Annotated in this window: 11 protein-coding genes and 2 tRNA genes; 5 read left to right on the top strand and 8 right to left on the bottom strand. The window is 33.7% G+C overall.

Annotated elements, in window-relative coordinates:
- Positions 1–35: 35 nt before the first annotated feature.
- The gene (locus tag ACVBED_RS12075) at positions 36–740 is read right to left on the bottom strand and encodes a hypothetical protein (protein WP_447120521.1); all 705 of its coding nucleotides are present in this window, start codon (positions 738–740) and stop codon (positions 36–38) included.
- Entirely contained in the window at positions 718–1224 is a 507-nt protein-coding gene (locus ACVBED_RS12070; RefSeq protein ID WP_473095046.1) for an RNA polymerase sigma factor, read from the bottom strand. Before ACVBED_RS12070 ends, ACVBED_RS12075 begins: the two co-directional genes overlap by 23 nt.
- Positions 1225–1551: 327 nt before the next feature.
- On the opposite strand from ACVBED_RS12070, the gene ACVBED_RS12065 reads away from it, so the two are divergent.
- Positions 1552–3096 carry a trypsin-like peptidase domain-containing protein gene (locus tag ACVBED_RS12065; protein ID WP_447120519.1) on the top strand — a complete coding sequence of 515 codons (1545 nt, stop codon included), beginning with the start codon at positions 1552–1554 and terminating at the stop codon, positions 3094–3096.
- 83 nt (positions 3097–3179) lie between these two features.
- Here the strand turns inward: ACVBED_RS12065 and ACVBED_RS12060 are convergent, their stop codons facing one another.
- The 3 genes from ACVBED_RS12060 to ACVBED_RS12050 form a co-directional block, all read right to left on the bottom strand.
- Positions 3180–3632, bottom strand: a complete 453-nt coding sequence (locus ACVBED_RS12060) for a hypothetical protein (RefSeq protein WP_447120518.1) — start codon at positions 3630–3632, stop codon at positions 3180–3182.
- On the bottom strand, positions 3633–4016 hold the full coding sequence (locus tag ACVBED_RS12055; RefSeq protein ID WP_447120517.1) for a RidA family protein: 384 nt from the start codon (positions 4014–4016) through the stop codon (positions 3633–3635).
- A gap of 77 nt (positions 4017–4093) precedes the next feature.
- Positions 4094–6703 (bottom strand): putative LPS assembly protein LptD, encoded by a 2610-nt coding sequence (locus ACVBED_RS12050; RefSeq protein ID WP_447120516.1) that lies wholly within the window; start codon positions 6701–6703, stop codon positions 4094–4096.
- A gap of 27 nt (positions 6704–6730) precedes the next feature.
- Here ACVBED_RS12050 and ACVBED_RS12045 point away from each other — a divergent pair, with 27 nt between their 5' ends.
- The 4 genes from ACVBED_RS12045 to ACVBED_RS12030 all read left to right on the top strand — a co-directional run bounded on the left by ACVBED_RS12045 (position 6731) and on the right by ACVBED_RS12030 (position 8597).
- A complete protein-coding gene (locus ACVBED_RS12045; RefSeq protein ID WP_447120515.1) occupies positions 6731–8026 on the top strand; it encodes an N-acetylmuramoyl-L-alanine amidase family protein in 1296 nt (431 codons plus the stop codon).
- 54 nt (positions 8027–8080) lie between these two features.
- Positions 8081–8152, top strand: a tRNA-Glu gene (locus ACVBED_RS12040).
- A 105-nt stretch (positions 8153–8257) separates the two neighbouring features.
- Positions 8258–8518 carry a 30S ribosomal protein S20 gene (gene rpsT / locus ACVBED_RS12035; protein ID WP_447120514.1) on the top strand — a complete coding sequence of 87 codons (261 nt, stop codon included), beginning with the start codon at positions 8258–8260 and terminating at the stop codon, positions 8516–8518.
- A gap of 7 nt (positions 8519–8525) precedes the next feature.
- A tRNA-Glu gene (locus ACVBED_RS12030) sits at positions 8526–8597 on the top strand.
- 176 nt (positions 8598–8773) lie between these two features.
- Here the strand turns inward: ACVBED_RS12030 and ACVBED_RS12025 are convergent.
- From ACVBED_RS12025 to ACVBED_RS12015, 3 genes are all read right to left on the bottom strand, one after another.
- Positions 8774–8956, bottom strand: coding sequence for a hypothetical protein (locus ACVBED_RS12025; RefSeq protein ID WP_447120513.1), 183 nt, complete (start codon positions 8954–8956; stop codon positions 8774–8776).
- Positions 8957–9301: 345 nt separating this feature from the next.
- The gene (gene tamL / locus ACVBED_RS12020; RefSeq protein ID WP_473095045.1) at positions 9302–11617 is read right to left on the bottom strand and encodes a translocation and assembly module lipoprotein TamL; all 2316 of its coding nucleotides are present in this window, start codon (positions 11615–11617) and stop codon (positions 9302–9304) included.
- A 29-nt stretch (positions 11618–11646) separates the two neighbouring features.
- Positions 11647–16653, bottom strand: a complete 5007-nt coding sequence (locus ACVBED_RS12015; protein ID WP_447120512.1) for a translocation/assembly module TamB domain-containing protein — start codon at positions 16651–16653, stop codon at positions 11647–11649.
- Between the last annotated feature and the right edge of the window lie 38 nt (positions 16654–16691).

Here is a 16691-nt window from a genome sequence, read left to right as displayed (position 1 = left end):
TTTTTTGTTTAAATTTTTACTTTTACCTTTTTTCTTTAATTATCCATGTTGAGTGTATTCAGTACGTCTGCTTGCCCTATACTTTGGTTTACGTTATTAGCTAAAATTTGAAAAGAATATTTCGTGACATCTATTGCTTCTTTTTCACTGGTGATTTTGTGACCGTTGATGATGACGTAATTACTTTCGTATTCTGATTTTTGTTTAGTTTTTTGCGGGGTTGAATTTTCAACATATCTGGTGATCACTCTTTTCTTCATACGGGATTTTTTAGGCAAAATATCATCCAGCACATCATCGGATTTTGCTATTTTTCGTGCTTTCGTTTTAGATTTTTCAGCAGAAGGTTCGTAAATATTTTCCTGCATAATCTCCACTTTTTGCTTTTTATAAACTTCATTTGTTGCCATTTGAGTTTTCATTTTTACCTGTTGATTTTTATTCTGACTAAGCCAAAAAGCAGCGAGTGAAAATATAAAAATTAGACTTGCCGCTAACCAAACCCATTTAAAATGAGCAGATTTTTGAGTTGGAATAATACTTTTTTCCATATCAGCTAAAGCTAAAAATTGATTAAAATCCAAAGGTGATTTTTCAGTTTTTTCAGTTTTTAGGGTTTCAAAATAAATTGATTCTTCCGCTGATAAATGCTCAGATTCCTGTAGTGATTTTTCTTCTGTAGAAGTCGTTTCTCCTTCGTAAAATTTCTGAAGTAACTTATGATATTGTTCTGTGTTCATAATTCAATAATTGGGTGATTTGTGTTTTTACTTTCTGCCGAGCTCGCATCAAATTGACCCGTACTGCATTTTCTTCCATGTCTAAAATTTCAGCAATCTCTGAAACGTCGTGTTCTTCTACATCTTTTAGATGAATAACTAGTCTTTGCTTTTCTGGTAATTCACTGATATATTTTAAAATATAATCTTTAAGATTATTGGTTTCCATTTGAAATTCTTCCGAAGTGTGAAGTTTTATTTCCGCAAAATTCATTTTCACCTGATGGTGCTTTAATCTATTGAGACAATCATTCTTCACGCATTTTAAAATATAAGATTTTAGATTTTCATAAGCCAAAAGCTCTTCTTTTTTCTGCCAAAACTTTAGCAGTAAATCTTGCACTAAATCTTCTGCTTCATCTGAACTTTGCAAGAATTTTTTTGCAAAACGGTACATTTCATCCTTTAAGGAAAATACCGTGTTTTCAAATGTTTGTGCAGTCATATTTCAGTTTCTATTATTAAGACACTTAAAGATAAAGTTTTATTACATCTGTATTTTAAAATTTTTATTTACCTGTAATATATTTAGATCTTTATTAGCGTTTCTAAAATTTAATGGATATAATTTCATTTAACTTAAATCGATTATGTTGAACTTGTAAAATATTTTAATGCTAAAGTTTCATAAATTTTGAACGAAATCACCCGTTAAGTTTTAAAATTGCATAATTCTTGTTAAAGTATCGTTAAATATGAAACAAGGAAACTTTTTATAATACCTATTTATCATTAATTTTGAATTTTAAAATCATAAATCAAGAATAGAAAAATGAAGAACAGTTTAAAAAAGTTATTACCTCTTGCAATTGTGGGGGTGATCTCTGCGGCTACTACTTTTGGTGCCATCAGTTATTTTAGTCCATCCTCAAACAATGGGGATTCATCGTACTTCCACAACTCAAATAAGGACGCAAGGTTTGCTTCCATGAACACAGCTGGTGCAAGTGACGATTTCGTGAAGGCTGCAAAGACAGTTGTACCGGCTGTCGTAACTATCAAAAATTATCAAAACAATTCTTCCAATCAAGATAATTCTTCCAATCAAGATATGTATGAGTGGTTTTTTGGCGGTGGTGGTGATCCATTTGGAGGTAGAGGCCAAAAACAACCTCAGCAGAAAAGACAGCAACCACCGAAAAATATGCCTACAAGTTTAGGTTCAGGAGTCATTATTTCTACCGATGGTTATATCATTACAAATAATCACGTTGTAGCTGGTGCCACTAAGTTAGAAGTAATTCTGTCTAACCAAAAGAGTTATACGGCAACATTAATCGGCCGCGATCCAAACACGGACATTGCACTTTTAAAAATTGAAGAAAGCGGCTTACCTTATTTAAATTTTGCTAATTCTGATAATGTCGAAGTTGGTCAATGGGTTTTAGCAGTAGGAAACCCTTTAGGTCTAAATTCAACTGTTACTGCAGGAATTATTTCGGCAAAAGGTAGAAGTATCGATTTACTGAGCCAACAGAGCAAAACACCAATTGAAAGTTTTCTGCAAACAGATGCTGCAATTAATCCCGGTAATTCTGGTGGCGCATTGGTTAATACGAACGGTGATTTAATAGGAATTAATTCTGCAATTTCCTCCAATACAGGCTATTACGAAGGTTATGGTTTCGCTGTTCCAGCAAATTTAGCAAGAAAAGTTGTTGAAGATCTTAAAAAATATGGTCTTGTACAACGGGGTTTTTTAGGTGTAAATTCTTTAGATCTATCTAACGACATGCAGGTTGCAGGTTACAATCAGGAAAAGAAAACGAATATAAAGGCTGGAACAGGAATTTATGTAGTGGGAGTTACTGACAAAAGTGGTGCAGAAGATGCGGGTCTTAGAACAGGCGATATCATTACACAAATTGACAGTTCTCCAATTTTAAGTTTCTCAGATTTATCTGTCGCGGTTGGAAGTAAAAGACCTGGCGATAAATTAAATGTAACTTACAAGCGAAGTGGAAAAGAATATACCACAAGTGTTACTTTAAAAGATCAAAATGGAGGAACTTCTGCACGAAGTAAAGCGGATCTCAGCGTTACTGAAAAAATTGGTGCCGAATTCCTAACTTTAAACGAAAAGGTTAAAACAGATTATGGTCTGGAAAGTGGAGTACTTGTACAAAATACAGTTGATGGTGGTGAACTTTCAAAAATAGGTATTCAGGATAATTATGTCATCATGGAAATTAATAGTAAACCTATTAACTCACAGAAAGATGTAGAGAAAATTTTAAATGGCTATAAAGGAAATGTCTCAGTGAAATTTGTAGATGGCTATGGAAGAATTTACACAAAAGGGTTTAAAATGCCGTAAATAGCAATCGATGAAAGACGAATAAATTTTAACCTTTATTCAGTTACTCTAAATAAAAAACGCAACTCCAAAAGTTGCGTTTTCTATTTTTTCTTAAGCAATAATTTTAATTTTAATCTTTTCTTGCGTTCAAATATTACCTCTGTTATTTTTCCGCCCATCCAGGCAAATGGAAAAAAAGTGAGAAAAATAGAAATTTTATAAAAAGTGGGATGATAGGGGAATATAATGATGTCCAGCATCGCTATAAAGAGTAAAATAAAGCCAATTAAAATTGCATAAGCAACTTTTGCATACTTCACGATAACTGCCGCAATAACACCTCCAACGGTAGATGCAACGCCCGTAGAAATAAGTAAGGCAACAAAAAAATAAGGTTTGTGCTGAACAGATTTTAAAACACTATCCCATTGCTGAAATGCAGAATATCTACTATAAGTCACCCATGAAGGGTTTAGTCTTATACCCACAGTAATGATTAATCCTGCCACAAAAAGCCCCACAATTACGGCAAAAGTATTTCTTAAAAAGTTCATTTAATTTTGATGTGCAATCATTGAAATTTCTATATCAACATTTTTCGGCAAACAGGAAACTTGTACTGTTTCTCGTGCAGGATAAGAATCTGCTTCTAAATAAGAGGCATAAATCTCGTTCATCTGCGCAAAATCATCCATATTTTTTAAAAAAATAGTTGCTTTTACTACATTTCTAAAAGTCATTCCGGCTTCCTCTAAAACAGCTTTCAAGTTTTTCATTACCTGATGCGTTTCTTTAACTATTCCTTCCACTAATTTACCAGACGCTGGATCTAAAGGAATCTGACCGGAAATATAAAGAATTCCACTGGCTAAATTAGCTTGAGAATAAGGTCCGATTGCAGCGGGTGCAAATTGAGTAGAGATAATTTTCTTTGGCATATTAAAATATTTTTCTAATTAGAAATTTATTGTAGCGCAAATATAAAATTTTAGTTAACAATCTCTTCACATTTTTATTAAAATGGAGCATTTGGCTGTGTGAAACTTCTGTCTTTGTATTTCACGGCATCTTTTAGTATGTTCGCTTTTATGCCGATAAAAAAATCGTAGACTTTATACTGACCAAAAGGAACCCAATTAAAGTTGATCGTAAAACTTCTCTGATCCCGGGAAAAACCAATTCTAGTATACGCCAGTTGTTTAGAAACCACATCAAAATTTGTACTTCCGCTAAGATTCCAATAAGGTGTGAGTTTCAGCGTTCCGTCCAAGCCAACAGAAGCCACTTTTTGTCCAAATTTACTGAGGCTTTTGGTGTAGGCGTAATTGGCATTAATATTTAAAGTCCAGGGTTGATTAAAATGCGCATAATTATCATCATCAAAATAATAATTCTCATTCCTTATTTCACCTTTGGTTTTGTAAGTTTTTGGGAGATCTTTTTCTTTGCCAAAAATAGCAGATGTCAGTGGGTAACTTAACTGCAGATTGAAACCCTGCAAACTGAAATAACCAAATTTATCAGTTCTTATTCCTAAATCATCGCCGGGCGCAAAAAGAATTTGATATGGCTCTAAAGTTAAGCTTGTATTGACATTCAATTTATTGTTGAAGAAAGAAGATTGCCCGTTTACACTAAAAACTGACCATTTATTAGTGAGCGCGGCGAAGTTATAATTTCCAGAAATATTTAAACTTTCAAAAATCTTTACTTTTTTAACGCCGGTAGAATCACTTTTAGATTTAACTTTCATCTCAATATTATTACCAATACTAAATCCTAAAGCCTCCTGTAAACTTGAATTTGGCGTTCCAATTATTCCACCGTCAAAAATAGAATAAGGAGTTAATGCACCCCGGTTATCTACATAATTTTTATAATAACCATATTTGGGCAAACTGAAATTTGGAGAATAACTAAAACTAAGACTTGGCGTGATCATATGTCTGATCGCCTTTATTTTAGAATCTTTTGAAAAATTAAGCATGCCATATAAAGTTGTCTGTAAACTCGCACTAGCCGCAAAACTAGAATAACCTGCAATTTTATTATTCATATTATTTTCTAAGACATTTTTAACAGGATTGTAAAGTTTAGTTAAAGTTTTCGTCGTTAAAGCGTTGTCAATATTAGCTGAAAGTGAAAAAGTAAAGTATTTTGCAACGGTTGTATTGGTTCCTAACTGGATATTATTTTTAACACCTGTTTGTAATTTATCAAAAATGGATTTAAAAAGCTGATCCTGTGGCGCAGAAATATAGTTATTGAGATTTAAGCCTGTGTTTACAGTAATATTTTCTAACAGACCACTTCTAAGTCCTGTTTTAGATTTTAACAGATAAAACTGATTGATCGCCACATTCAGTTGTGGCAAACGTACATCTGTGAAACCGGTAGAGAAATTTTGCGAATATGATGCTGTTCCGGTAATAGTTGCCGGAAGTTTTAAAAACCGTTTAATAATACTTATCGTTGAATTTTGCTGGGTATTTAATACGTTTTGGTTAAAGATATAATCATTATTTACGGTATTGTTATAAAACTTAGTACTCACAATGTCTACCGAAGCAGAAAAAGTAAGAAGCGGATTTGCTTTTGTGTCTTGCTGATGGCGCCATGAAATCCTGTAAGTTCCAGATTTTGAATAATTATCTAAACCTTTAATTCCCCGAACAGTTGTTCCCACATCTGCGGAAAAATTTCCAGAATAGCTGTAATTTTTCCTATAATTTAATTCGGGTTTAAAGTTATAACTGCCTTTTGTGTAAATATCGGCCAGGATTTTTAAATCAAAATGGTCACCAATTGGCTGATAATAACCGAGACCATTCAAGAAAAAACCCACATCCTGCCGCTCCCCAAAACTTGGAATTAAAATTCCCGCCGAACGTTTAGCTGAAAAAGGTAAAATTGCAAAAGGTAAAATTAGCGGCGTCGGAACATCTTCAATATAAAGTTGAATAGGTCCGGTAATGACTTCTGATTTTTTCTTTCCTTTAATTAACTTAATAGTCGGCGCAAGCATGTAATAATCTGCAACAGTATCTTTTTTCTTGATAAAATACTCGTCCGTGGTATATTTCCCCTGTCGCATAAAGAAAACAGAATCATTGTATTTTTTAGTTTTCTGAGCAACGATAACACCTTCACTTTCCTCCGTGCGCGCATTGAAAGCAATGGCTTGCTTGGTTTTTAAATTATAAGAAAATTGATCTGTTTCGTATTTTTTTCCCGCTTGGACAGTTAATACAGGCTCTTTTATTTTACCTAAAGAATCGAGTTTTCCACGCGCAAATACTAAACCTTTATCCCAATCAATGCTTATGTAATCTGCATTAATCTGCAGATCCTGATACTTCACCTGCGCTTTTCGGTTCAGGTAGGTCATTTTTTTCGGCAGGTCGTTGCGGATGTTCTCCGCTTTAGACTGCACCACATCTTCTAGTTGCTCTCGCGCAACCAAAGTATCTTTTGATTTCAAAGTATCGGTTAATATCTTATTTTGAGACGAATTTTTCGGCGCGGTTTGTGCTAAAAAATTGTTAAAAATTAGGATAATTAAAATATGTAGTATATTTTTGAAGACTGTTTTGTGCAAAAGTTGGTAATTGATTGTTGGGCTCAAAATTAATATAAATTTTAAAATTGAAAGATGATTATATCAAGATTTAACATTCTCAAGTGTTTTTTTCTTTTTTCTCTCCTATTTTCTACTCTTACGTTCGCTCAGAAAAAATTTGTTTTGGTCCTTGATGCGGGTCATGGTGGGACAGACTTTGGCGCTAACAGAAAATATTCAGATATCGGCAGAGTAAATGAGAAAGATGTTACTTTGGCAATTACGTTAAAATTAGGGAAACTTTTAGAGAAAAATAGAGATATTAAGGTTATTTTCACCAGAACTACAGATGAATATCCGTCTTTAACCTCCCGTACAACTTTAGCAAACAGAAATAAAGCGGATCTTTTTATTTCAATTCATTGCAACGCAAACAACCGCACTGAACCTTATGGCACAGAAACTTTCGTGCAGGGTCCGGATCAAAACCGAACTAATCTGGAAGTTGCTAAAGAAGAAAACGATGTTATATTTCTAAATGCGGAAGACCGGCAAACGTTTTCAACTTATGATCCAAAATCGCCAGAATCTCTCATCGCATTAAAAATTCAGCAAAGTAAATACTTAGAAGCCAGTTTAGCAATCGGAAGTTTTGTAGAAGATAATTTTGCAAATAAAAATAAGCGCGTTTCAAGAGGTGTAAAACAAAAAGACCTGCACGTTCTGAGGTTAAATGCAATGCCTTCAATTCTGGTGGAAACCGGCTTTATCAGCAATAATGATGAGGCGCACTACTTAGTCTCTGATGAAGGGCAAAATGAGGTCGCAAAATCTATTTATGACGCTATTATTAGCTATAAAAATTTAAAAGGCAGCGTAACTGTAGCCCCAGTTCCAGTTCCAGAAGAACCAAAAAAACCAGCAGAAATTCCTTCTAAAAATGACTTTAGAATTATGCTCATGAGTACGCCGGTGAAATACAGCGAAGGAGATCCAGAATTCAAAGGTTTAAATTATATTTTAACGCTGAAAGAAAACGGACTTTATAAATATTATTACAGCACTACAAATATGGCTTCCGTGCGGGATCATAATATTAAAACTGCCAAAGATGCAGGTTTTAGAAATGCATTTTCTGTCGGATTTATACCGAACCAAACTTTGGGAAGCGGCTTTTACAGAATAGAATTGATTGTCGCTAAAGACAAGCTGAACAGTAATTCTTACATTCTTAATTCTTTAAAAGACGTCAGTCGGGATAAAGAAAAAGGTGTTTTCTATTACACTTATGGCAAATTTCACTCACTGGAGCAGGCTGTAGAAGCACAAGATGAATTAGAAAAGAAAGGCATAAAAAATACGGTGATAGAAAAAGTTCTAAATAAATAGATTTAAATTTCCTTGAGCGTCTAATTTTTACTAATTTTGCACTCAGAAAATTTTGGCCTATTCGTCTAGTGGTAAGGACTCAAGATTTTCAGTCTTGCAACAGGGGTTCGATTCCTCTATAGGCTACAAAAAAATAAAAAATCCGTAAAGATTATTTTTTCGTTTTTTTTCAAAAAAAGATTTTGAAAGTAGAAATAATTATATATCTTTGCACCCAAGTTTTTAGAAAATATGGCAAATCATAAATCAGCTCTGAAAAGAATCAGACAATCAGAAGTTAGAAGAATCAGAAACAAATATTACTACAAATCTGCTAGATCTGCGGTGAAAGTTTTAAGAAATGAGGAAGACAAAACTGCTGCATCTGAGCAATTACCAAAAGTGATCGCGTTGTTGGGTAAATTAGCAAAGAAAAATATTATCCACAAAAATAAAGCGGCTAACTTAACAAGCAAATTAACTAAGCACGTAAACGGCTTAGCTACTAAATAAAACGGATGGCCCGTTCGTCTATCGGTTAGGACCTCAGGTTTTCATCCTGGTAAGAGGGGTTCGACTCCCCTACGGGCTACTAAACTTCAATGTTTAACCTTTGATTACGAAAAGTATCAAAGGTTTTTTTATTTCCAAAAGTTACCAATTCAGTACGACTATTAAATTTCCACTTACGCAAACTTGTACAAGACTAATTTCGAAAATATTTTTTAGTAATTAAAATTTATTCTTGAACTTCACCCTTGATCGGCGCTATTTATAAACAGATTCTAGTAGAAAACCTTCTTGGTATTGCTCTTCTTTGCTATTTCTAATATTTTCCTGAATTGTAGCATTATGGAAATGCACCCGAAATATTTCCCACTTTGTAAGAACATTTTCAGGATTTTGTGTTTGAAGATATTTAGAAATTACAGTTTTTTGAAACAGAGCCATTTTGCGATTAGTTTAAAACAAAAATAGGGAAATTATTAAATGAAGAGAGGTAATAATCCATTTTGATTACGAGAAAAATTTAAGTCTATTCTGCTGCTTGCCAATTTCTGAAGTAATTATAAAGTGTATCCGCTTTAAATCATAAAGAAATATTTTCAACGCAAAGTTCGCAAAGTTTTTACTTAATTCTCCGCCTGCAATACGTTTTTTAAGTTCGCAAAGGCGTTTCACTTAGCAGAGAACACTTTTATGACTGTTTGCGGATATACACAAAAAATTATTATAATTCGACGAAAAAATCCTTTTCAAAAGTAGAAAAGGATTCTTAAATTTTAAATAAAAATTCTAAAACGGATAACCAATTGCGATATTTAAGATCAAATTATCACGGCGGTATTGTTTATCACCGAAATTCATTTTATCAAAAGTCCAGCGGTCGCCTTTGTCATAGTATGGGATTCTTAAAGGTGTTGCGACATCTAAACGAAGCAATAACACATTAAAATCCAAACGCAAACCAACTCCTGCACCCACAGCCATTTGACTTAAAAATTCTTTTGTTATTTCACCGCCCGGTTTTAATGGATCTTTATTAAGCAGCCACACATTTCCAGCATCTACAAAAGCTGCCACATTTAGAAATTTGTAAATATTAGCACGGTATTCAGTATTTATCTCTAACTTAATATCACCAGATTCATCTAATAAAAAAGAAGATTTTTGCGTTCTTGGATCATAACTTCCTGGCCCTAAAGTTCGCGCTCTAAAAGCACGGATACTATTACTTCCTCCTACAAAAAACTGCTTGGAATACGGCATAAAAACTGAATTTCCATAAGGAATACCAAGTCCGACGATTATTCTTGAAGCAATGGTTGATTTACTACTGACTTTAAAATAATCCCTGAAATCACCTTCCACTTTTACATACTGACTAAAAGGGATTCCAGCAATTGTTTTTCTATTACCTGCCTTTGCATCCGCACCGCTTATCAAACCCGTAACATTTCCCGCGAGATCAATTCCACCTTTAAAATAAATGGTATTCTTCTGCGGTGACGCCGTGTTAGTATAAGTGTAATTATAACTTGGTCCAAAGATCAACTGTTTATCAATAACCCTTCGCAACGCTGGATTTGCAGGAATTCCTGTGGCAGTATTTCCATCAATCTGTTCCTGATACTTTGGCGTCACATTTTGCGGCGCAACCAATGTAATATCTAGCAATTTCAATTCATGTTCTTTCCGTTCACTTTGTTTCCAGGAATAACCAGCAGAAGCCGTAAAACTTCTTAAAGTGTAAAGTTGCGTACGGTTTAAAAATTCGTAGCCAATTTCAAAATTAGTCCGTGGAACAGAAGAACTTGGCGGATTAAAATTAAACGGCGCCACAAATCTCGGAATGGAAAGTTGCGCTTTAGCACCCAATCGAATGAGATTATTTGCGTCTTTTGGCCCACCAAACTGCACATCAAAACCGCCGTAAACCGTGGCTTTAAACTGTTCCGCACCACGCATGAAATTGCGATGGGTGTAATTTAAATTAACTTCTGCACCCGTATAATTTGCCGAATTGGTTTTGCCTAAAGTTTCAACCCGCAAAGACTGAAATTTATTTGGCGTTAATAAATAATACGCATCAAATTTATGCTTAAGTGAATCTGAAATTATAAATTCATTTTTCACAAATTTAAAAACACCAAGACTTATTAATCTGTTTAAAGATAAATTATGATCTTTTCGGTTATAAACTTCGCCGCGGCTGAAAATTAAAGCACGATCAAAAACGCTGGGCTTAAATTTTTTCTTCGGATCTACGATGTATAAATCTTTGTAAAGCGTCAAGGAATCAGTTTTCATAGGAATCCCAAACTTACCACGGCCGACATCACGAATATTGTAATCTGGGAAAACAAAAGTTTTGTCTATTCTAAATTGCTCCTTCGCCAAAGTTGGTGTGGCTTTTTTTACACGTACAAATAATTCCACTTTTTGCTTATTGGTAACCGTACTGTCTGCTTGGACAATAATATCGTCTGGACTGAAATAATAAAATCCAGTCTCTTTTAAATGATTGTCAATGCGTACTCTTTCGGATTTTATAACATCCAGATCGAATGGATTACCTGCTTTTAAATAACTTTCAGCGGCAATCTTTTGAATCTCTTTATTGACTACAGAAGAATCTGCCGGAAATGTAATTTTGTTAATGACATATCTTGCACCTGGTTTTAAAGTATAAATAACTTGTGCTTTTCTATTTTTTGACACCGTGTCCGAACTTGATTGTGCGTTAAAATAGCCTTTGTTTTCAGAAAAATTAACAATGATCTTTTTGTTAAACTCCTGATCTACACTTCCTAAAAGCACCGGTTTTTCCCCGATTTTATATTTTAACCAATAAAGCAAACCTTTCTCTTTTTTTGGTTCTTTAGTAATATTGTAGATATAAAGCCGTGGTCGTAATCCAAAAAAAGAAGAATTGGGTTTCGGTCGAAGTTGATCGATCAGCGCATCACCTAAATTATTTTTTTCTTTTTTACCCAAACTATCGCTTTTCACTATAATTTTTGCACCTGTGTAAAGTGTTTCGCCTTTTTTTAAAAATTTAATAGTACTACAACCCGAAATTGCCAGAGCAAAAACGAGGAAATAAATCATTTTTAAATATTTTTTAATAGTATAATCCATTATTTAAAAGACTTCTTTTCATTATTTTTTTGATCTCTATTTTTTTTCGCTTTCCTAAAAATCTCGCGAAACTTATTATAATCTAATGTAATAATAAAGCCGAGGCCAGTTTCCACAATTTGACCTTGTAAAGCCACTTGATATTCGTTTTTGCGATAGGCGCGCAACATATACCTACCATCCTTAGAAAGTGCGTAATCAACGGTTAGATCGCCCGCAATATTGGTCGTTTTTTCATTTGGACGCGACTGACCTTCCACACCAAAACTATTTCCTACCGTAACCTTTAAACGGTCATTAAGAAAGTTTTTACTCAAACCTATATTTAAATCGGTTCGTTCGTTTTTACTTCCCGACGAATAATCTTCCGTAGACTGCAGATCAAAATTAAGATTTACACCCGCAATTAAACCACCCGCGAGATCATTTAACTGTTGAGATAAAATCTTACTCACACTCTGCTTTGCAAGAGTAGTAGCGGAAAGTCCGCCAGAACTTGCGAAAGGATTTTCCCCAATAAAGCGGTTTAACAAAAGCAAAGCAAAAACCTGTTTATTAAGTTCGCTTTCATTTTGCCGAAGTTGGGCGAGTTTTGTCTGCGTATTTGTTAAAACTTCTGATGACACAGAATTATTATTTGCGTCAGTGGTAATATTAAAGGTAATATCCGGTTTCATAAGCTCGCCCTTTAAGATCAACAAGGTATTAAAAGGGATTTGTTGTTTGTATTGGTTCAGATTAGATGTATCACCGCCCAACTGTTGTGCTACCAAATCATAAGGCGACGCTTTAGTTTTATAATTGGCAGTAATATTTAAGGTTGCCGCCGTCGGTTCACCAGTCCAGGTAATTGTACTGCCTTTTTCAATGTCAAATTTTCTTTGCAACAAACTTATATTTAATTGGTAAGCACCTTCATCCACAGTATAAACGCCGACTAAAGTTGTCTTTCCGGAAGGATCAATCCCGCCTGTCAATTGTGCTTCACCCTGAAGTTTTACAAAATCGCCATTCGCTTTATCGATCACAATAGACAATTTTGCTTCTTTTACCACCTCAATATTAACATTTACATTTAAGCCTTTTATCGCACTTTGATTGGTTAATGAGTCGGCTTTGATAGTTTTGTTAAGCACCACTTGATTCTGATCAATAAACTCTACAATGCCTTCTCTAGCCTGCAACTGCGGTGAAGATTGTGGCAGAACAAAAGTAAAATCAGTTTTATCTGTCACCTTAATTTTTCCATCCACTTTTGGCAAATTTAAATCGCCTCTGACTTGTAAATTAGCATCAACAGCTAAAACACCGTAAAGAATTTTATCGTCTTTCTTCTCAGAATCTACAACTTTAAAATCCTTTGCATTTAAATCTAAATTAAATTTAAAATCTTTATAGGTTTGCGTCAAAATATCACCGTCAATTTTAAAGACATTTCCGCTGTCATCTTTTATGGTAAAATTATTAAAGGCAATCCCACTATTTGTAAAATTAATCTCGTCGTTAATATTTTTAAATTTACTTCCCAATTTAGTAATTCCCAGTCCGACATTATTAAATTTTACCGCACCTAAAACTTGAGGCGCTATTGCAGTTCCGCCAATTTTTAAATTCCCAGACAGATAACCTTCGGCATTTTCAATTGAATTTAAAGAAAACCCTTGCACAGATTTCATTTCCAAACGGTTCATAGTAAGATTCATGTCAAGACCGGAAGATTCTGCATTGTAAGTTCCCACGAGTTTTAAATCGTTACTATTTCCAGTTAAATTAATATCCGCCTGCAAAACTTTAGGCGAAACATTTTTCACTTTAACCGCCATATTTCCTATCGGACTTCCGTACACAACCAAATTAGAAATATTTAGGTCGGACGTGAAAGTCATGCTTTTACTTAAATCACGCAATTTCAAAATGCCGTTTACATTTCCTTTCGCTAAAAGCGAGTCTTTTTTAATCAGTTCGGTAATGGTTTCTATTTTAAAATCTTTCAGCGTCACATTCAGCGGACTGTTTGGTGAAGTACTTTCTGATTGTACCATAATTTGAGTGCCACTATTTGATAAGTTGAAATTCTGAGCATTAATGCCGTTTTTACCAAATTCAATAAAATTGCCGGGCGCAACCTGCCAGTTATCATAATTTAATTTTAATCCATCCGGATTTAAACTCAATCGGGAAATATCACCTTCCTTCTTTAAAGTTCCCGCAATTAAAAATTTGGTCGCCTCTTTTTCATCTTTTGTCGTTGCATTATAAGTAATTATATTATTTTGAACATCGCCTTGTAATTGCACTTTTTGAAGCGCGAGATTTGTATTTTTAAATTCCGCTAAATTGACATCATAAACCAAAGCGTTTCCCTGATTATTAATGTCAATTGTTGCATTTTTGATTGTATTTGTGCCATAAATCACCGTTGGCATTTTACCTTTTATCACTAATTTTTGAGTATCCGCCGCGTAACTTCCGGTTAAATTTATCGGATCAAAACTTGTTAATTGAGGAACAAATTTTCGCAATAATTTATCGTCTTTCACTTTTGCGGTAAAGTCAAAATATTGATTAGGCGAAATTTTTACTTTTTTAATGGCCGGTTTTTGAAACTGATAATATTGATTTAAAGTTTGTTGCAACGAAGCCAAAATTTGGGTCAATTTATATTTTCCATTAATCTCAAAATCGGCAATCTGGGATTTTAGAGAAATTGAATTAATTGTATCATTTGAAACGGCCGTTAAATTTACTTGTTGCAAAGGATAAACATCCTTCGTGTCTGAAATCGCAAAATTATCCAAATGCAAATAACCATTCAACGCATCTGGATCTAAACTTGTAAAATCGCCATCAATTTTTCCGGCTAAAATTAAAGGATTTTTATAGAAACCAAGTTTATTCAGATCTAATTTAATGATCGAGCCGTTTACTTTTAAAGCATTGGTTTTACTGTTCAAATTTCCCGCAGCAAATAAATTTAAGTTCGCATTCGGATCTTTTGAATCTAAATTAACTTTATAAGCGCCGTGATTTATTTTCCCATTCAGCGCCATATTTCGGTAATTATAACCTTTGTAAACCGCAGAATTTATAGAACCGGAAATACCAGCGTTTGCTAATTTTGGATCAAAACTTTGTCCTTTTACGTAAACTTGCCCGGTAATTGGTCCGACATCTTTATTTGTAATGATCTGACCAATTTTCAGATTCTGAAGATTTGCTTTTACGTCATACAACTCTTGATTTTTCCGGCGCATATCTACCAAAGCATTGATAGAAGCATTTCCGAGTGTTGTGATAATTTTTAAATTGGTATTAACATTTTTCGTCGTGCCTTTTGCGGTTCCTGAAATGGTAAAAAATGACGGCAACGCGATATTACTTGGAATCGTTCCTTTCGGCACCAAATTAAAAACAGTTTTTGCGGATGAGGACAATTCACCAATTTTTAAATCATAAAAAAGTTTGTCTGGCTGCATTGCATTTCGAACATTTCCGGAAGCAATAACTTTCATTTTATCCAAGCCTGAAACTTTCAAAGTTTGAATCATTAAATTATTTATAGTGCCGTTCAAACGTGCATCTACATTTAAAATAGAATTTGGATATTTATTAAAAGGTGCAGTATTTCTTAAATTTGGCGCCAACATCAGAATGTCAGAAAATCCGATTTTTGAATCTTTAATATTTGCAGAAATCTTTACAGCACCAAGATTTGCCGTTAATTGTTCTAAAGAATTATAATTTAAAACAACTTGATCACGAAGAATTGTGTTCGGCGTTTGCAGATAAAGATCTTTTAAATAAGCCTGTTTTTGCTCGTAAACAAAATCAGTCCTAAATTTCTGAATATCTAAACCTCTTTTTTCCTGTATTACTGCAGAATTTATTGTTCCGGCATAAGTGGAATTTTGCATTTTAAAATTGCGCATTTCCAAATTCATCTTGGAAAAACCTAAATGATTAAAATCCATCCCGCGCGAAATTGGCTGGATTGCAGTGTTATCATAATTTAGTTTCACATCATCCAAAACTAATTTATCTAAAATAAGAGCAAGAGATTTGCCTTTTGTCATTTCCGGTTCCGGAACATTGCTCTTTTTTACGGATGCTTTTATTGAGGGCGAAAAAAATTTTGCATTAATATCGGCCCCTTTTAAATTTAAATTATCAACATTATAAGAATTATTTTGCAAATCAATACTGTTGATTTTCGAAGAGAGTTCTTTAAAAATGACTTTGGCAAAAGTTTTAGAATTTGCATCACCGTAATCAATGTTAAAGTTCGTAAGATTTACTGAATTTAAAGCCAGTTTCATCGGCGACTGTTTATTCAATGAATCTACTTTATTCACCACTTTTGTCGCCACTTCTTCTACTAAACCTTGCTTGAGTTTTAATCTCAAGCCATCCATATTAATATTATTGACCGCATAATTATTTTTTTGCATGTCAAAAGTTTTAACTCTTGTATCAAAGGATTTTACATAAAAATTAATGTCATTATTAGACTGATTGTCTTTAAATGTAACACCAATATCCTGAAGTTTGATTTTATCCAAAGAAATAACGAAAGGTTTTGAAGGTGTTTTTTGAGCATCTTTACTTGCAAAGGCGTTTAAAATGTAATCAAAGTTGAAACTACCATTTGCATTACGAACCACATTTGCCCGTACCGTTTCTAAATCAATTGAAGCAATATCTGCTGTACTGTTCAAAAGCTTGGGCAAATTAATTCCCACATCTGCACTTTTCGCATAGAGAAGTGTGTCTTTTTTCTGCCCTTCCAGATAAAGATTTTTCATCACAATACTATTTGGAAAACCTACATAAACCTTTTCCAAACTAACTTTCGTGTGAATTTTATTTTCAAGATAAGTAATTAACTTACCTTTTGCAAAATTTTGAACAGCAGGAATTCGTAAACTTACAACCAGTACGATGATCAAAACCAGAAGAAAGGCAAGGAAAATGCCGAAATATTTAAATATTTTTCTGAAATTCTTCACGTGCTAAATATACTTAATTTTAATAAATTTTAAATTCT

It is taken from the genome of Halpernia sp. GG3, from assembly GCF_052976925.2.
Note: the sequence above shows the minus strand (reverse complement) of the source record. Positions and strands in the feature narration are given on the sequence as shown.